Here is a 16,541-nt window from a genome sequence, read left to right as displayed (position 1 = left end):
CGCGTCAGTCACCTATCGCGGAGGTACGGATGGACGTCACGGGCGCTGCCGAGGACGGGCACGCGGGTCAGCACGCCGGGAAGGTCGTCTGGATCACCGGAGGGGCCAACGGCATCGGCGCCGCCGTCGCCCGCCGGCTGGCCGGGGAGGGCGCCCGCGTCGTGCTCGCCGACATCGACGCCGACCGGGGCGGGGCGCTCGCCGAGGAGCTGGGCGGCGTGTTCGTCCGCTGCGACGTGCGCGACCCGGACGACTCCGTCGCCGCCGTCGCCGCCGCGACCGAGCGGTTCGGCGGCCTCGACATCGCCTTCCTCAACGCCGGCATCGCGAGCGGCTGCGACCTGGACGGCAACTTCGACCTCGACGCCTACCGGAGGGCGATGGGCATCAACCTCGACGGCGTGGTCTACGGCGTCCGGGCGGCGCTGCCCGCGCTGCGCGCCCGGGGCGGCGGGGACATCGTCGCCACCGCCAGCATGGCCGGGCTGACGGCCGTTCCGTTCGACCCGGTCTACGGGGCCAACAAGGCCGCCGTGGTCGGCCTGGTGCGGGGGCTCGGCCCCGCGTACCTGCCGGAGGGCATCCGGGTGAACGCCCTGTGCCCGTCGTTCGCCGACACCGCCATCCTCGCCCCGCTCAAGGCCCACCTGCAGGAGACGGGTTTCCCGATCCTCGAGGTGGGGGACGTGGTGGAGGCGTTCATGGCGATCCTGGGCTCGGACGGCGCGGGGGAGGCGTGGTACGTCGTGCCCGGCAGGCCGTTCGAGCCGTTCAGGTTCCGGGGCATCCCGGGCCCCCGCTGACCGAGAGGAGACACCGTCATGCGCGCCATCCAGATCACCGAGTTCGGCGGCCCCGAGGTGCTGACCCCCGTGGAGATCCCCGAGCCCGTCGCGGGCCCGGGCGAGCTGCTCGTGGAGGTCTCCCGGGCGGGTGTCAACTATGCCGACACCCACCAGGCCGAGGACAGCTACCTGAGCCGCTCCGCGCTGCCGCTGGTGCCCGGCGGCGAGGTCGTCGGACGCGCCTCCGACGGCCGCCGCGTCGTCGGGCTGACCGGCGGAGGCGGCGGTTACGCCGAGTGGGCCGTCCTTCCGACCGCGACCGCCTGGGAGGTGCCCGACACCGTGGACGACCTCAGCGCGCTCAGCATGGTCATCCAGGGGGCCACCGCCTGGGTGCTGCTGCGCCGCAGCGTCCACATGGCGCGCGGCGACTCGGTCGTGGTCCACGCCGCCGCCGGAGGGGTCGGCACCATCGCCGTCCAGCTCGCCAAGGCGTGGGGCGCGGGACGCGTCATCGCGACCGCCTCCTCCAAGGAGAAGCGGGACCTCGCGCTGGAACTCGGCGCCGACGTCGCCGTGGACGCGGGCGTGGACGACATGAAGTCCGCGCTGATCGAGGCCAACGGCGGCAAGCGGGTCGACGTGGTCCTGGAGATGACCGGCGGCAGGGTCACCGACGACAGCCTCAAGGCGTTGGCCCCCTTCGGACGGCTCGCCTTCTACGGCATGGCGTCCCGCGAGCTGCCGTCACCGATCCAGCCCGCCAACCTGATGTCCCACTCCACCACCATCGCCGGCATGTGGCTGGCCCACGTGTTCCGGCTGCCCGGCGACGTCATGCGCACCGCGCTGGAGGAGCTGTTCGGGCTGGTGACCGAGGGCCGGCTCCGGGTGATCCCCGGCGGCGAGTACCCGCTGAGCGAGGCCCGCCGGGCCCACGAGGACATGCGGGCCCGCCGCACCACCGGCAAGCTCGTCCTCGACCCGACCCGCTAGCGCCGGCCGAGCCGCCCCGCCGGCCCGTCCGGCGGGCCGCCCGGTCGTCATCGGTGACCGGGCGGGCGCGCCCCGAGCACCGCGAGCGGCCCGCGTCACCGCCGAACGGATCGGCGCCCGGGCTGCCGGCGGTCTGCGGCTTCTGCCCGCGCGTCCAGCGGCAGGACCTCGTCAACGCGGCCTTGGCGGAGCTGTGGGACGACGCCGCCGGAAAAGCGGTTGACGTGGCCGGTTCCGGACGTCCAGCGTGATCTTGTGCTGATCAGACGAGAGAGCCCCGCCGACATCGAGGCCGTCCGGGCGGTGCACGCCTCGGCCTTCGCCCCCCAGGCCCCCGAAGGCCGCGAACCCGTCGAGGTGGGGCTGGTGGACGCCCTGCGCGCCGGTGACGCCTGGCTGCCGGAGCTGTCGCTGGTCGCCCTGGGCCCGGACGGGCGGGTCGTCGGCCACGTGGTGTGCACCCGCGCCCACGTGGGCGACGTGCCCGCCCTGGGCCTCGGGCCGCTGGGCGTCCACGCGAACGCCCAGCGCACGGGTGTCGGACGGGCGCTCATGCACGCCGTGCTCGGGGCCGCCGACGCGCTGAACGAGCCGGTGGTCGTCCTGCTGGGGCACCGCGAGTACTACCCGGCGTTCGGCTTCCGCCCCGCCCTCGAGTACGGCATCACCCCGCCCGTGCCGGAGTGGGGCGACCACTTCCAGGCCCGTACTCTCACGGCGTACACACCGGACATTCGGGGCGAGTTCGCATATGCTCGGCCGTTCAACGAGCTGTAAAGCCGGGGATACGGCTTTTCCACGAATCCTGGGACGATCGCCCTATGACGTATGGGGTCTATGTGGCGGCGGGTGACGCCGCCTGCCTCAAGGCGACCATCGCGCTCGGCATGACCGAGTTGCTGTGCCGCCAGGTCGAGACCGTCGGGGTCTTCCGTCCCGTGGTCCGCCGAGACGCGCGCGACGACCTGATCGAGACGCTGCGCACCCGGTTCAAGCTGACCAGCCCCTACGAGGACTGCGTCGGCGTCACCTACGACGCGGTGCGGGCCGACCCCGAGGCCGCCGTCGCCCGGATCGCCGAGCGCTACCGGCGACTGGCCGACACGTGCGGCGCCGTCGTGGTCGTCGGCACCGACCACACCGACGTGGGCGACGCGCCGGGGCCCGCGTTCGACTCGGCCGTCGCCGCGCTCCTCGGCATCCCGGTCCTCCTGGTCGTCAACGGCCTCGACCGCGAGCCCGGCGAGGTCGCCGCCGCCGTGGGCGCCGCGCTGAAGGAGTCCGCCGGCGAGCGCGCCGAACCGCTGGGCGTCGTGGTGACCCGCGCCGACCCCCGGCGCCTGGCCGAGGTCCGCGAGGCCGCCGTCGAACGCGTGGACGGGCCGCCCCTGTTCGTGCTGCCCGAGGTGGCCCGGCTGGGCGCGCCGACGATCAGTGGGCTCATGGACGCCTGCGAGGGCTACCTGATGCTGGGGGAGGACCACCAGCTCGGCCGGGAGGCCTCCGGGCTGATGGTGGGCGCCATGTCGCTGCCCAACATCCTCAACCGGCTCACCGAGGGCGTGGTCATCATCATCCCCTCCGACCGGTCCGCCGCGCTGCTGCCCGGCCTGATCGCCGCGCACGCCGCCCCCACCTTCCCGGCCCTGTCGGGGATCATCATGACCGGCGGCATGGAGCTGCCGGAGACGATGGCCCGGCTGCTGGACGGCATGTCGGTCCGACTCCCGGTGATCATCACCGAGGGCGACACGTTCGAGACCGCGACCCGGCTGTCGGCCGCCACCGGCCGCCGGTTCACCCCCGACGCGCACGGCAAGATCGAGACCGCGCTGGGCCTGTTCGCCGACCACGTCGCGGGCGGCGAACTGGTCGAACGGCTCGGCGTGCGCCGCAGCCGCGCCGTCACCCCGGTGATGTTCGAGTACCAACTGCTGGAGCGCGCCCGCGCCGACCGCCGCCACATCGTGCTGCCGGAGGGCTCCGACGACCGGGTGCTGCGGGCCGCCGACGTGCTCCTGCGCCGGGGCGTCGCCGACCTGACGCTGCTGGGCGACGAGGAGGCCATCCGCACCGAGGCCGCCGAACTCGGCCTCGACGTGCGGGGCGCCCGGGTCGTCAGCCCCTACAACCGGGCGCTGCGGGAACGGTTCGCCGCCGAGTACGCCCGGGTCCGCGAGCACCGGGGCGTGACATTCCGGCTGGCCCGCGACCTGGTCACCGACGTGCAGTACTTCGGGGCGCTCATGGTGCGGCTCGGCCTGGCCGACGGCATGGTGTCGGGCGCCCTGCACACCACCGCCCACACCGTGCGACCCGCGCTGGAGATCGTCAAGACCGCCTCCGACGCCGGGATCGTGTCCAGCGTCCACTTCGTGTGCCTGCCCGACCGGGTGCTGATGTACGGCGACTGCCTGGTCGTCCCCGATCCCGACCCCGGACGGCTGGCCTCGATCGCGGCCTCCGCCGCCGCCACCGCCCGCCGGTTCGGGATCGAGCCCCAGATCGCGCTGCTGTCCCGGCCCGACGGCACCCCCGAGGGCGCGGACGCCGAACGGATCCGCGCGGCCATGGCCCTGCTGCGCGAACAGCACCCCGACGTCCCGGTGCGGGGCCCGCTCACACCCGACGACGCGGCCGCGCACGACGACGCCGCCGTCTTCGTGGTGCCCGACCTCGACACCGGCGACGCCCTCGTCCGGGCGCGCCGCGACGCCGGGGCCGTCGTGGTCGGCCCGGTGCTCCAGGGCCTCGACCGGCCGGTCAACGCCCTGGCGGGCCGCGCCACCGTGCAGGACATCGTCAACGCCGTGGCGATCACCGCGATCCAGGCGCAGGACGGGGCCCCGTCAGGGCCCGACCGGCCCGATCACCCCACCAACCCGTTCTCGTAGGCGTACACCACGGCCTGCGTGCGGTCCCGCAGCTCCAGCTTCATCAGCACATGGCCGACGTGGGTCTTGACGGTCTGCTCTGCCAGGACCAACTCGCCGGCGATCTCGGCGTTGGACAGCCCGCGGGCGATCAGCCGCAGCACGTCCACCTCCCGGCGCGTCAGCGAGGCGGTGGCCGCCGGGCTGGGCCGCTGGTGACGCCGCCGCCGGGCGAAGTCGCCGATGAGCCGCCGGGTGATGGACGGGGCCAGCAGCGCGTCCCCGGCGGCCACCACCCGCACCCCGTTGATCAGGTCGGCGGCCGAGGCGTCCTTGAGCAGGAAGCCGCTGGCCCCCGCGCCCAGCGCCTCGTAGACGTACTCGTCCAGGTCGAAGGTGGTGAGGATCAGCACCTTGGGATGACCGTCGCCGGCGGGCCCGTCCGCGGCGCCCTCCGGGTCCTCGGGGATCTCGCCCACGATCTTCGCGGTGGCCGCCAGGCCGTCCATCTCCGGCATCCGGATGTCCATGACGATGACGTCCGGGTTCAGCTCGAGCGCCATCGACACGGCCTCCAGGCCGTTGCCGGCCTGGCCGATGACGTCGATGTCGGGGGCGGAGGACAGCAGGGCGGCGAGACCGTCCCTGATCATCACCTGATCGTCGGCGATCAACACGCGAATGGCCACGCACCACACCTTAGGGCCGCCGCGCCACCACCGTGCCCCGCCCGACCCGTGCCGATCGTGGGATCAGTCGTCGCCGTAGGGAAGCCTCGCCTCCACGGCCCAGCCCGCCGGCTCCGCCGGGCCCGCCTCCAGCGTGCCGCCCAGCATCGCCACCCGCTCCCGCATGCCGACCAGCCCGTGCCCGCCGCCGGGCTCCTCCGGCGTCGTCCGCGCCCCGTCGTCGGTCACGGTCACCTCCAGGGCGTCGGCCCCGTACCTGACCTCGACCCGCACCCGCGCGCCGGGCGCGTACTTGGAGGCGTTGCTGAGGGACTCCTGCACGATCCGGAACGCCGACAGGTCCACCCCCGCCGCCACCGCCCGGGGCAGGCCGACGACCACCACGTCCACCGACAGGCCCGCCTGGCGGGCGCCGCCGACGACCTCCTCCAGCCGCTCCAGCCCCGGCTGCGGGCGGCGTTCGGCGCCCTCGTCCTCCGAGCGCAGCAGGCCCACCACCCGGCGGGTCTCCGTCAGCGCGTCCCGGGCCGCGTCGCGGACCAGCACGAACGTGTCCTTGGCGGCGTCCGGCAGGTCCGGGATCTTGTACGGGGCCGCCTCCGCCTGCATCGCGATCACCGACATGTGGTGGGCGACCACGTCGTGCAGCTCCCGGGCGATCCGGGCGCGCTCCTCCAGCCGGGCCTGGCGGGCCAGGTCCTGGCGGCGCAGCGCCTCCTGCTCGGCCAGGCTCAGCTCCGCGGTGTAGCGGCCGCCGACCGCGTCGCCGAACACCAGCACCAGCAGCACGATCCCGGCCAGGATCAACCCGAACCAGTCGGCCATGCCGGCCACCACCACCGCCGGCACGATGAGGCCGCCGATGCTCAGCATGCCGACCCCGACCGCGACCAGCCGGTCGTACCCGACGGCGGTGAAGAAGAGGATCACCACGAACGCCAGCCAGGAGGTCACCGGCCAGGGCCAGAACGCGTCCCCCCGCAGCAGCAGCGCCCCGGTCAGCAGGCCCAGCGCGCTGATCCGCCAGGCCGCCAGCGGCCACCGCGGCGCCAGCAGCAGCGGCGTCGCCTGCGCCACCCCCAGCAGCGCCGCCACCAGAGGGGTCGGCGCGGGCTCGAAGATGTTCAGCGGGATGGCGATGGCGCCGCCGGTGAAGCCGATCGTCATGCCGGTCACCAGCAGCAGTTCCAGCCAGCGCACCCAGCGGCGGCCGGGCATCAGGATGCGGGGCGGCTCCTTGGGGGCGCGCACGGCGGCGTCCAGGATCGCCTGGCGCAGCATGGCGTCGTTGAGGCCGGCGCGGTCGTCGTCGTGCCGGGCGGTGCGGTGTCCGTTCATTTGGCCCCGAGCCTAGGCCGGGCGACGACCTGGGCACCTGCCTCCCCGGGGGTACTTCGGATCCGCCCCCTGGGTATCAGACGGGGCATAACCCGGCGGCGACCGGGGACGACGGGTCCATGGCCTCCGAGGAGAACTCCGGACAGCACACCACCGCCGCCGCCACCATGGTGGCCGCCGCGGCGGCGCTCGGCGGCTTCCTCTTCGGCTACGACACCAGCGTCATCAACGGCACGGTGGACGCGCTCAAGAGCGAGTTCGACCTCAACTCGGTCGTGGTCGGCTTCGTGGTGTCCTCCGCGCTGCTGGGCTGCGCGGTCGGGGCCTGGTTCGCCGGGCCGCTGGCCGACCGGCTGGGTCGGGTCCGGGTGATGCTCGCCGCCAGCCTGCTGTTCGTGATCAGCGCGCTGGGCTCGGCGTTGGCCTTCCACCCCGTGGACCTCACGATCTGGCGGGTGGTCGGCGGACTGGCCGTCGGGGCGGCCTCGGTGATCGCGCCCGCCTACATCGCCGAGATCGCCCCCGCCCACCTGCGCGGCCGGCTCGGCTCGCTGCAGCAACTGGCGATCGTGACCGGCATCTTCACCGCCCTGGTCGCCGACTACGTCATCGCCCGGGTCTCCGACGGCGGGGCCTCCGGGGAGTTCCCGTGGGGCGGCACGGCGTGGCGCTGGATGTTCGCCAGCGCGGTCGTCCCCGCCATCGGGTACGGCCTGATCGCGCTGACCATCCCCGAATCGCCCCGCTACCTGGTCAAGAAGCACGAGGTCGAACGGGCCCGCGCGGTGCTGCGCCGGCTCGTCCCCGGCGACGTGGACCGGCGGATCGAGGAGATCTCCCGGACGCTGAAGACCGACCGGCCGGTCCGGCTGGGCGACCTGCGCGGCCCTCGCGCCGGACTGCTGCCGATCGTGTGGGTCGGCATCCTGCTGTCGGTGTTCCAGCAGTTCGTGGGCATCAACGTGATCTTCTACTACTCCTCCTCGCTGTGGCAGGCCGTCGGGTTCAGCGAGGACGACGCCATGCTCACCTCGGTGATCACCTCGGTCACCAACATCGTCACCACCCTGATCGCCATCGCCCTGGTCGACCGGATCGGCCGCCGCCGGCTGCTGCTGGCCGGGGCCGCCGGCATGACGGTCACGCTGGGCACCATGGCGGTCGCGTTCGCCACCGCGCCGGTGGTGGACGGGGAGCCGCAGCTCGGCCCGGTGGCGGGTCCGGCCGCGCTGATCGCCGCCAACCTGTACGTGTTCTCCTTCGGCGCCACCTGGGGTCCGGTGGTGTGGGTGCTGCTCGGCGAGATGTTCAACAACTTCATCCGGGCCTCGGCGCTGGCGGTGGCCGCCTCCGCGCAGTGGATCGCGAACTGGCTGATCACCACGACGTTCCCCGCCCTGTCCGACCTGGGACTCGGGTTCGCGTACGGCTTCTACACGCTGTCGGCCGCGGTCGCCTTCGTGTTCGTGCGGCGCTCCGTACAGGAGACGAAGGGGCGCGAGCTGGAAGACATGGACGATCTCGCCGCGTCGCCGGCGGCCCGCCCGACCGGCTCGGTATAGTGGACGCATGACATGTGCGTTGTCGTCGACGACCACGCCGGGCGCGCCCCGGCGGATCTCGCGCACGCGCTGACCAGGCGAGCGTACACAGGACCCCGGGAGCGATCCCGGGGTCCTGTCGTCTCCCCGGGAGCCTCCCGCACGACCGGAAGGACCCGATCATGAATCCGCCGTCACCCGCCCCCCACGCCGGCTCGGTAGCATCGGACGCCGGTGCACCGAACCCGTCCGACCGAGGAGAATCCGTGTCAACCGTGTCTGAGCTGCGCATCACCCTCGACGGAAGCGAGCGGATGGTGGCGGCGGGCACCACCGCGGGCGAGGCCCTGGAGGCCGACGGACGGACCGTCATCGCCGCCCGCGTCGGCGGCGAGCTCCGCGACCTCGCCCACGAGGTGCGGGACGGGGACGTCGTCGAGCCGGTGGAGATCGGCTCCGACGACGGCCGCGCCATCCTGCGGCACTCCACCGCGCACGTGATGGCGCAGGCCGTGCAGGAGCTGTTCCCGGACGCCCGCCTGGGCATCGGCCCGCCGGTCGAGAACGGCTTCTACTACGACTTCGACGTCAAGGAGCCGTTCACCCCCGAGGACCTCAAGCGCATCGAGAAGCGGATGCGCGAGATCGTCAAGCAGGGGCAGCGGTTCTCCCGCCGGGTCGTCTCCGACGACGCGGCGCGCGCCGAGCTGGCCGACGAGCCGTACAAGCTGGAGCTGATCGGCCTCAAGGGGGGCGCGAGCTCCGACGACGGGGCGAACGTGGAGGTCGGCGCGGGCGAACTGACCATCTACGACAACCTCGACCCCAAGTCCGGCGACCTGTGCTGGAAGGACCTGTGCCGGGGCCCGCACCTGCCGACCACCCGCACCGTCCCGGCGTTCAAGCTGATGCGCTCCGGCGGCGCCTACTGGCGCGGCAGCGAGAGGAACCCGCAGCTCCAGCGGATCTACGGCACCGCCTGGGAGTCCCGCGAGCGGCAGGACGAGTACCTGACCCTGCTCGCCGAGGCCGAGAAGCGCGACCACCGCCGCCTCGGCGCGGAGCTGGACCTGTTCTCCTTCCCCAACCAGATCGGCAGCGGCCTGGCCGTCTTCCACCCCAAGGGCGGCATCGTCCGCCGGGTGATGGAGGACTACTCCCGCCGCCGGCACGAGGAGGAGGGGTACGAGTTCGTCAACACCCCGCACATCACCAAGGGGCAGCTCTTCGAGACCTCCGGGCACCTCGGCTGGTACAAGGACGACATGTTCCCGCCCATGGAGGTCGACGGGGCGGACTACTACCTCAAGCCGATGAACTGCCCGATGCACAACCTGATCTTCGACGCGCGCGGGCGGTCGTACCGGGAGCTGCCGCTGCGGCTGTTCGAGTTCGGCAGCGTCTACCGGTTCGAGAAGTCCGGCGTGGTGCACGGCCTCACCCGGGTGCGGGGCATGACCCAGGACGACGCGCACATCTACTGCACCAAGGAGCAGATGGGCGACGAGCTCAAGAGTCTGCTCGGCTTCGTGCTGGGCCTGCTGCGCGACTACGGGCTCAGCGAGTTCTACCTGGAGCTGTCCACCCGGGACGCGTCGGAGAAGTTCATCGGCTCCGACGAGGACTGGGCCGAGGCGACCGACGCGCTCCGCGAGGCCGCCGAGGAGTCCGGGCTGGAGCTGGTGCCCGACCCGGGCGGCGCGGCGTTCTACGGCCCCAAGATCTCCGTGCAGGCCAAGGACGCCATCGGCCGCACCTGGCAGTTGTCGACCATCCAGGTCGACTTCAACCAGCCCAAGCGGTTCGGGTTGGAGTACCAGGCGGCCGACGGGTCCCGGCAGCAGCCGGTGATGATCCACCGGGCGCTGTTCGGGTCCATCGAGCGGTTCTTCGGCGTGCTCCTGGAGCACTACGCGGGCGCGATGCCGCCGTGGCTGTCGCCGGTGCAGGCCGTCGGCATCCCGATCGGCGACGCGCACGTCCCGCATCTGGAGAAGGTGGCCGCCGGGCTGCGCGCCCGGGGCATCCGGGTGGAGGTCGACGCCTCCGCCGATCGGATGCAGAAGAAGATCCGCAACGCCCAGAAGGCCAAGATCCCCTTCATGCTGCTGGCCGGGGACGACGACGTGGCCAAGGACGCCGTGTCGTTCCGCTACCGCGGCGGCGAGCAGCGGAACGGGATCCCGATCGACGAGGCGATCGAGGAGATCGTCCAGGCGGTCGAGGACCGCGTCCAGATCTGAACCCCCATGAGCATGGACACACGCCGATGAACGCCGGGAAGCCCTCCGTCCGCGACCCCGCCGATCGACTGCGGATCCTCGGGTACGGGGGCTCGGTCCTGCTGGTGCTGGCGGCGGTGGCGGTCCTGCTCATGCCGCTGTTCGACGACGGCGACGGGACGGGCGCCGCCACCGCGGGCGCCCGCACCGTCGGCGGGGCCGGGACGACCGCGTCACCGGGCGCGGGCCCGACCGGCGACGATCAGCGGCGGTCCCAGGGGCGGGGCGAGGGCCCCGGCGGTGAGAGCGGGCCCGGCGGGTCTCAGCACCCGGGCGGCGGCGGGCAGGGCGACCCGGTGCCGCTGCCCGGCGGTCGCGGCACCGCCGACCACTGCCCGGACGGGCTCGGGGCCGCAGAGTACGGAGTCGAGGGCCTCAGCGTCGTCGTGCGCATGGACGGGGAGGCGTTCGTCCACGTCAAGGTGCATCTGCAGGGCCTGAGCAGCGTGGAGAGGACCGGGCGGGTCAAGGGCGGCAGACCGCACACGTTCGTCTTCCGGGACGCCCCGGTGGACCTCGTGGAGCGCATCCAGCTCAGCTACGTGGGTTCGACCGTGCCGCAGACCTGCGACCTGCGGCTGGGCTAGCCCCGCCGCCCGACGCCCTGGCCGGGCATCCGGACGTCGTCGATGACCACGTTCACGGCCGTGACCCGCATGCCCAGCATCAGGCTCGTCACCCGGGCCACGTTGGTCTTGACCAGCTTGGCGACGTCCATGATGACGGTGCCGTACTCGACCACGATGGTCAGGTCCAACGCCACCTCGTTGTCCCTTGTGTGCACGCGGACGCCCTGGATGCGCTCGCTCAGCGAGGCCACGCCGTCCACCTCCAGCGCGGCCAGCGCGGCGATCTTCTCGACCACCTCGTCCTCGATCGTGATCCGGCCCTTGACCACCGCGGCGGTCCCGGGCTGTGCGTTCCCGGCGGGCGGGGCGGTCTCGGGCTCCGTCGGCGCAGGCAGGGGCCGGACGGCGCGTTGATGCCTCCCGGACACCTGCGACACCTGAGGCGGCGCCATCGGCGGGGCCAGCGTGCCCACCGCCGACGAGCCCACCGCCGACGAGCCCGCCGACGGCGGGCCGCCCGACAGCGCCACACCCGTGGGAGGCGTGGTGTGCCGGGCCGGCGGCGCCGGGAAGAACGGCATGGGGGCGGCCTCGGACCGCGTGGCTCCGGGATCCGCTCCGTCGGCGGAGGGGCTCTGCTCGAGGTCGCTCATCGGGGGCTCCCAGCGGTCGGGTCGCTGTGTCCTATGGTGTCGAAGCCGGCGGTCGCGCCGCCACGGGACCGCGGAATTCGCGGCGGCGGGAACCGCCCGCCCCGAGGCCCGGCTTCAGCCCGGCGGCGCGTTCTCTCTATGCTGCTGGAACGGGCGAGCAGAAGGAGAACGCCGTCTTGAGCGTAGAGCCGGAGGGCCGCGACGTGCCGGAGGCGCGCCTCGACGTGCCCGAAGACGCCGGTCAGATCTTGTGCGAGGTCGAGGAGGAACAGGGCGGGGCCGGGGCCCCCGACGGCTTCCAGCGGCTGTGGACCCCGCACCGGATGGCGTACATCAAGGGCGAGGGCAAGCCCACCGGGGCCGGGCCCGGGGACGGCTGTCCGTTCTGCGAGATCCCGGGGATGGACGACGAGGACGGCCTCATCGTGGCCCGGGGGGCCTCCGTGTTCGCGGTCCTCAACCTCTACCCGTACAACTCGGGGCACCTCATGGTGGTCCCGTACCGGCACCTCGCCGACTACACGGAGCTGGACGGCCCCGAGACGCTGGAGCTGGCCGACTTCACCAAGCGCTCCCTCACCGCGCTGCGCAAGGCCAGCGGCGCGCAGGGGTTCAACGTGGGCCTGAACCTCGGCGGGGTCGCCGGCGCGGGCATCGCCGCGCACCTGCACCAGCACGTGGTCCCGCGTTGGGGCGGCGACACCAACTTCATGCCGGTGATCGGCCACACCAAGGTGCTGCCGCAGTTGCTGCGCGACACCCGGCAACTGCTCGCCGACGCCTGGCCGGAGGACTGATGGGCGCCGTCCTGATCTACGACGGCGACTGCGGGTTCTGCAGCGCCTGCGTCCGGTGGATCGAGCGTCGGATCCCGACCACGGCGCGCATCGTGCCGTTCCAGTTCGCCGACCTCGACGCCCTGGGCGTCGATGCGGAGAGGGCCGCGCACGAGGTCGTCTGGGTGGATCCCGACGGTCGCCTTCACGGGGGCGCGCAGGCGGTGGCCGGGCTGCTGATGGACGCGGGCGGCCCGTGGCGACCCCTCGGCGCGATCCTGCGGATCCCGCCGTTCCGTTGGGCGGCGCACGGCGTGTACCGGCTCATCGCCGACAACCGCTACCGGCTGCCGGGCGGCACGCCCACCTGCGCGCTGCCTCCGGCCGACCGGCCGGGGGCCTAGCCCTCGGTCGCGACGAGCTCGGCCTCGTCGCGCCTCTCGCCCTCGTCGCGGCGTCGCAGCGAGACCAGACGCTCCAGCGGCAGGAACGCGGCCAGCCAGATCGCGTGGGGCAGGAAATGGATCGTCATCAGGGCGTACGTGACGACGTGGAAGCCCGCGAAGAACGCCACGCCCAGGTAGAGCCACCGCCCCCGCGCCACCAGCAGGAGCAGCGAGCCGAACTCGGCGACGAGGGTCACCCACTGGCTCACCCGCAGCAGCGCCGGATGGTCGATCAGCAGGCGTCCGGGAGGGGTGCCCCGACGGTTCAGCGCCCACTGCAGCGTCGCGCCGTTGGGCCACCCCGGGCCGCCGATGCGCATCTTCGCCCACGCCGACAGGAAGTACGCCGACACCGCGGCGACCTGGATGCAGCGGACGGCCCACCCGGCGGCCTCACCGGCGTCCTCGTCGCGGATCCGGGCCCGTCCGGCCGTCGGGAGGACGAACAGCGCCACGACCAGGGCGAGGTGATCGTGATCGACCTTCCCGTACGACATGCTGATGGTGACCCACCACAGGTAGCCCACCGCCGCGACGAACCCGGCGGCCCGGGGCAGTCTCCCGGCGGCGGCCACCGCGCCCGCCGCCAGGGTGACCACGAGCAGGGTGTACATCGCCCCGGGGGTCGGCGCGGGCAGGTGCACGAGCCGCGCCAGCATCACCGGCTGATAGAGCGACGCCGGCAGCTCCGCGTGCGCCAGGGTGCTGCGGGTGAGCAGCAGCATGTCGAACGGCAGGAACCCGTAGGCCAGCAGGCGCAGCCACGCGATCCTGGCCTGGGGAACGGGCGCGTACCACCAGCGCCCGAGCGGCGTCACCGGACCGTCCAGGTGACGCGGGTGAACTGCCGTGTCGACACGACCTTGCCCTTCCGCAGGGTCCTGATGCTCTTCACGATGTAGATCTTCGTCAGGGCGGGCCGTTCGGGATGCAGCCTCCGCTGCCCGTCGGCGATGCCCTGGAGCAGCGACGGGTCCTCGAGCAGGCGGTCCATCTGCCCCTCCACCTCGGCGCGCTTGAGCCCGGAGCCGACCGCGTCCATGGACAGCTTCACGTGCCGGCCGTCGGCCGTGTCGGCCTCCAGCCAGTGCGAGTGGATCTCACCGCCGTCGTTGTCGACCGAGAACGCGAACTGCGTCATCGGCCCCAGCGGGAAGTGGTCGTCGGATCCGTAGGAGCTGGTCCACACGAGCGCGCCGACCAGCGCGGCGGCGGCGGCCGAACGCCACAGCCGGGCCCGCGGGCCGAGCCGTCGAAGTTCCCCCTGCATGGGCGGGCGCCGTTCCGTCCTGTCTGCGATGTCTGCCGTGCCCGGCCACCCTACCGGCCGCGATCAGGCCCGGGCGCGCGGACGCCCGCCCCCCGGGACGTCCTATTCCTCCCCGGCCGCGGCAGCGACCTTGTCCGCCAGTTGGGCCGGCAGCGGCTCGTACCGCAGGAACGCGCGGCGGAACGTGCCGGTGCCCTGGGACATCGAGCGCAGGTCGATGGCGTAGCGGACGATCTCCAGTTGCGGGACCTCCGCCCTGATCAGGGTGCGGCCCCCGGGGACGGCCTCCGAGCCCAGGACCCGGCCGCGGCGCGAGGACAGGTCGGACATCACGGCCCCGACGTAGTCGTCGGGCACCAGCACCCCGACCTCGTCCACCGGCTCCAGGAGCAGCATCGGCACCTTGCCGGCGGCGTCCTTGAGGGCCAGCGCCCCGGCGGTCTGGAAGGCCATGTCGGAGGAGTCCACCGAGTGGGCCTTGCCGTCGTACAGCCGGACCCGGATGTCGACCACCGGGTAGCCCGCCGTGACGCCGCGCGCCATCTGGGTCCGCACGCCCTTCTCCACGGACGGGATGAACTGCCGGGGGACGACCCCGCCGACGATCTTGTCGGAGAACTCGAAGCCTCCTCCGGAGCCCAGCGGCTCCACCTCGACATGGCAGATGGCGTACTGGCCGTGGCCGCCGCTCTGCTTGACGTGCCGGCCCAGCCCCTGGGCCCGTCCGCCGAACGTCTCCCGGAGCGGCACCCGCAGCTTCACCGTCTCCACCTCGACGCCGTACCGCGAGGACAGCCGTTCCAGCAGGACGTCGGCGTGCGCCTCGCCCATGCACCACAGGACGAGCTGGCGCGTCTCGGAGTTGTTCTCCAGCCGCAGCGTCGGGTCCTCGGCGACGAGGCGCGCGAGCGCCTGGCTCAGCTTGTCCTCGTCGGCCTTGGACTTGGCGCGGATCGCGGTCGGCAGCAGCGGGTCGGGCATCTGCCAGGGGGCCATCAGCAGCGGCCGCTCCCTGGGCGAGATGGTGTCGCCGGTCTCGGCGTGGCCCAGCTTCGCCACCGCGCAGATGTCCCCGGCGATGCACCGCGAGATCGTCCTCTGCGTCTTGCCCAGCGGGGACGTCAGCGCCCCGACGCGTTCATCGACGTCGTGGTCCTCGTGGCCGCGGTCGGTCAGGCCGTGCCCGGAGACGTGCACCACGGTGTCGGGCAGCAGCGTGCCCGAGAACACCCGCACCAGCGAGATCCGGCCCACGTACGGGTCGGAGGTCGTCTTGACCACCTCGGCCACCAGCGGACCGTCCGGATCGCAGGCGATCGGCCCGGCGGGGCCGCCGTCGATCGTGGTGACGGTAGGGACGCCGTGCTCCAGCGGCGACGGGAACGCCTGGGTGATGACCTCCAGCAACTCCGCCATGCCGACCACCGGGCCCGGATGATCGCCGTGGGGCACCGAGGTCGCCAGCACGGGATGGAAGCCGCCCCGGGCGACGGCCTTCTCCAGGTCGTCGATGAGCGTCTTGACGCCGATCTCCTCGCCCGCGAGGTACCGGTCCATCAGGCCCTCGTCCTCGCTCTCCTGGATGACGCCCTCGATCAGGCTCGCCCGCTGCTCCTCGATGCGGTCCAGGTAGGCCGCGTCGGGCGTGCACTCGACGCGCTCGCCGGTGGCGTAGTCGAAGCACCGCCGCGACAGCAGCCCGTACAACCGGTCGCCCGCGGGGAAGTAACAGGGCAGCACGCCCTCGCCGAACGCCTCCTGGCAGGCGGCCACGACCTCGTCGAAGTCGCCGCGCTGCTGGTCGATCTTGGTGATCACCACCGCCCGCGGCATCCGGACCGAGGCGCACTCCTCCCACAGCATCCGGGTGACCCCGTCGACACCGTCCACCGCCGACACCACGAACAGCGCGGCGTCGGCCGCCCGCAGCCCGGCCCGCAGGTCCCCGACGAAGTCGGCGTACCCGGGGGTGTCGAGCAGGTTGACCTTGACGTTGCCGTGCATGAGCGGGGCGAGCGACAGGTTCACCGAGCGGTGCTGTCGGACCTCCACGTCGTCGTGGTCGCTGACCGTGGTGCCGTCCTCGACGCGGCCGGGCCGCTGCACGGTCCCGGTGGCGGCCAACAGCGCCTCCACCAGCGTGGTCTTGCCCGCTCCCGAATGGCCGACCAGCACGACGTTGCGGATGGTGTCGGGCCGGTCGGCCTCCGGCGCCCTTCCCGCGGCTCCCGGGTGCCCGGCCCTGTCCGCCTTCCTGTCGGTCATGGCTTCCTCCCTCGACGGGCGGACCCGTGGAGGGCCCGCGCGGCTCCGGGCCCGGACC

General features: G+C 73.1%; 15 protein-coding genes. 9 read left to right on the top strand and 6 right to left on the bottom strand.

The window, feature by feature from the left end; all coding sequences use genetic code 11:
- The first annotated feature begins 29 nt into the window (after positions 1 to 29).
- The 4 genes from DFJ69_RS00270 to pta all read left to right on the top strand — a co-directional run bounded on the left by DFJ69_RS00270 (position 30) and on the right by pta (position 4,675).
- Complete coding sequence (locus DFJ69_RS00270) at positions 30 to 803, top strand: SDR family oxidoreductase (RefSeq protein WP_116020614.1); 774 nt, start codon at positions 30 to 32, stop codon at positions 801 to 803.
- Positions 804 to 821: 18 nt separating this feature from the next.
- Entirely contained in the window at positions 822 to 1,781 is a 960-nt protein-coding gene (locus DFJ69_RS00265; RefSeq protein ID WP_116020613.1) for a quinone oxidoreductase family protein, read from the top strand.
- Positions 1,782 to 2,036: 255 nt separating this feature from the next.
- On the top strand, positions 2,037 to 2,558 hold the full coding sequence (locus DFJ69_RS00260) for a GNAT family N-acetyltransferase (protein ID WP_116020612.1): 522 nt from the start codon (positions 2,037 to 2,039) through the stop codon (positions 2,556 to 2,558).
- Positions 2,559 to 2,602: 44 nt separating this feature from the next.
- Positions 2,603 to 4,675 carry a phosphate acetyltransferase gene (pta, locus tag DFJ69_RS00255; protein WP_116020611.1) on the top strand — a complete coding sequence of 691 codons (2,073 nt, stop codon included), beginning with the start codon at positions 2,603 to 2,605 and terminating at the stop codon, positions 4,673 to 4,675.
- Here pta and DFJ69_RS00250 read toward each other — a convergent pair.
- Both DFJ69_RS00250 and DFJ69_RS00245 read right to left on the bottom strand, forming a co-directional pair.
- Positions 4,651 to 5,343 (bottom strand): response regulator, encoded by a 693-nt coding sequence (locus DFJ69_RS00250; protein WP_116020610.1) that lies wholly within the window; start codon positions 5,341 to 5,343, stop codon positions 4,651 to 4,653. The genes pta and DFJ69_RS00250 overlap by 25 nt on opposite strands.
- Positions 5,344 to 5,406: 63 nt before the next feature.
- Positions 5,407 to 6,681: a sensor histidine kinase gene (locus DFJ69_RS00245; protein ID WP_245973874.1), complete on the bottom strand. Its 1,275-nt coding sequence runs from the start codon at positions 6,679 to 6,681 to the stop codon at positions 5,407 to 5,409.
- A 119-nt stretch (positions 6,682 to 6,800) separates the two neighbouring features.
- Between DFJ69_RS00245 and DFJ69_RS00240 the strand changes: the two genes are divergently transcribed.
- From DFJ69_RS00240 to DFJ69_RS00230, 3 genes are all read left to right on the top strand, one after another.
- Entirely contained in the window at positions 6,801 to 8,243 is a 1,443-nt protein-coding gene (locus DFJ69_RS00240; RefSeq protein ID WP_116020609.1) for a sugar porter family MFS transporter, read from the top strand.
- A 245-nt stretch (positions 8,244 to 8,488) separates the two neighbouring features.
- Positions 8,489 to 10,465: a threonine--tRNA ligase gene (gene thrS / locus DFJ69_RS00235; protein ID WP_116020608.1), complete on the top strand. Its 1,977-nt coding sequence runs from the start codon at positions 8,489 to 8,491 to the stop codon at positions 10,463 to 10,465.
- A 26-nt stretch (positions 10,466 to 10,491) separates the two neighbouring features.
- On the top strand, positions 10,492 to 11,091 hold the full coding sequence (locus DFJ69_RS00230) for a hypothetical protein (protein WP_116020607.1): 600 nt from the start codon (positions 10,492 to 10,494) through the stop codon (positions 11,089 to 11,091).
- Here the strand turns inward: DFJ69_RS00230 and DFJ69_RS00225 are convergent.
- A complete protein-coding gene (locus tag DFJ69_RS00225; RefSeq protein WP_116020606.1) occupies positions 11,088 to 11,726 on the bottom strand; it encodes an Asp23/Gls24 family envelope stress response protein in 639 nt (212 codons plus the stop codon). The genes DFJ69_RS00230 and DFJ69_RS00225 overlap by 4 nt on opposite strands.
- A 248-nt stretch (positions 11,727 to 11,974) precedes the next feature.
- Here DFJ69_RS00225 and DFJ69_RS00220 point away from each other — a divergent pair, with 248 nt between their 5' ends.
- Positions 11,975 to 12,523: an HIT family protein gene (locus DFJ69_RS00220; protein WP_425453413.1), complete on the top strand. Its 549-nt coding sequence runs from the start codon at positions 11,975 to 11,977 to the stop codon at positions 12,521 to 12,523.
- Positions 12,523 to 12,906, top strand: coding sequence for a thiol-disulfide oxidoreductase DCC family protein (locus DFJ69_RS00215; protein WP_116020605.1), 384 nt, complete (start codon positions 12,523 to 12,525; stop codon positions 12,904 to 12,906). Before DFJ69_RS00220 ends, DFJ69_RS00215 begins: the two co-directional genes overlap by 1 nt.
- On the opposite strand, the gene DFJ69_RS00210 is transcribed toward DFJ69_RS00215, so the two are convergent.
- The 3 genes from DFJ69_RS00210 to DFJ69_RS00200 form a co-directional block, all read right to left on the bottom strand.
- Positions 12,903 to 13,766 carry a hypothetical protein gene (locus DFJ69_RS00210; protein ID WP_116020604.1) on the bottom strand — a complete coding sequence of 288 codons (864 nt, stop codon included), beginning with the start codon at positions 13,764 to 13,766 and terminating at the stop codon, positions 12,903 to 12,905. The two genes, DFJ69_RS00215 and DFJ69_RS00210, sit on opposite strands and share 4 nt — an antisense overlap.
- Positions 13,763 to 14,218, bottom strand: coding sequence for a hypothetical protein (locus DFJ69_RS00205; RefSeq protein ID WP_116020603.1), 456 nt, complete (start codon positions 14,216 to 14,218; stop codon positions 13,763 to 13,765). The genes DFJ69_RS00210 and DFJ69_RS00205 overlap by 4 nt, the downstream gene beginning before the upstream one ends.
- Before the next feature lie 102 nt (positions 14,219 to 14,320).
- On the bottom strand, positions 14,321 to 16,483 hold the full coding sequence (locus tag DFJ69_RS00200) for an elongation factor G-like protein EF-G2 (RefSeq protein ID WP_116020602.1): 2,163 nt from the start codon (positions 16,481 to 16,483) through the stop codon (positions 14,321 to 14,323).
- Positions 16,484 to 16,541 lie beyond the last annotated feature (58 nt).

It is taken from the genome of Thermomonospora umbrina, assembly GCF_003386555.1.
Lineage (GTDB): Bacteria > Actinomycetota > Actinomycetes > Streptosporangiales > Streptosporangiaceae > Thermomonospora > Thermomonospora umbrina.
Note: the sequence above shows the minus strand (reverse complement) of the source record. Positions and strands in the feature narration are given on the sequence as shown.

What these genes read in the sequence shown, in the direction of transcription:
- DFJ69_RS00270 (WP_116020614.1), top strand. Translation starts at nt 30, where the DNA reads ATGGACGTCACGGGCGCTGCCGAGGACGGGCACGCGGGTCAGCACGCC.
- DFJ69_RS00265 (WP_116020613.1), top strand. Translation starts at nt 822, where the DNA reads ATGCGCGCCATCCAGATCACCGAGTTCGGCGGCCCCGAGGTGCTGACC.
- pta (WP_116020611.1), top strand. Translation starts at nt 2,603, where the DNA reads ATGACGTATGGGGTCTATGTGGCGGCGGGTGACGCCGCCTGCCTCAAG.
- DFJ69_RS00245 (WP_245973874.1), bottom strand. Translation starts at nt 6,681, where the DNA reads ATGAACGGACACCGCACCGCCCGGCACGACGACGACCGCGCCGGCCTC.
- DFJ69_RS00240 (WP_116020609.1), top strand. Translation starts at nt 6,801, where the DNA reads ATGGCCTCCGAGGAGAACTCCGGACAGCACACCACCGCCGCCGCCACC.
- DFJ69_RS00230 (WP_116020607.1), top strand. Translation starts at nt 10,492, where the DNA reads ATGAACGCCGGGAAGCCCTCCGTCCGCGACCCCGCCGATCGACTGCGG.
- DFJ69_RS00225 (WP_116020606.1), bottom strand. Translation starts at nt 11,726, where the DNA reads ATGAGCGACCTCGAGCAGAGCCCCTCCGCCGACGGAGCGGATCCCGGA.
- DFJ69_RS00215 (WP_116020605.1), top strand. Translation starts at nt 12,523, where the DNA reads ATGGGCGCCGTCCTGATCTACGACGGCGACTGCGGGTTCTGCAGCGCC.
- DFJ69_RS00205 (WP_116020603.1), bottom strand. Translation starts at nt 14,218, where the DNA reads ATGCAGGGGGAACTTCGACGGCTCGGCCCGCGGGCCCGGCTGTGGCGT.
- DFJ69_RS00200 (WP_116020602.1), bottom strand. Translation starts at nt 16,483, where the DNA reads ATGACCGACAGGAAGGCGGACAGGGCCGGGCACCCGGGAGCCGCGGGA.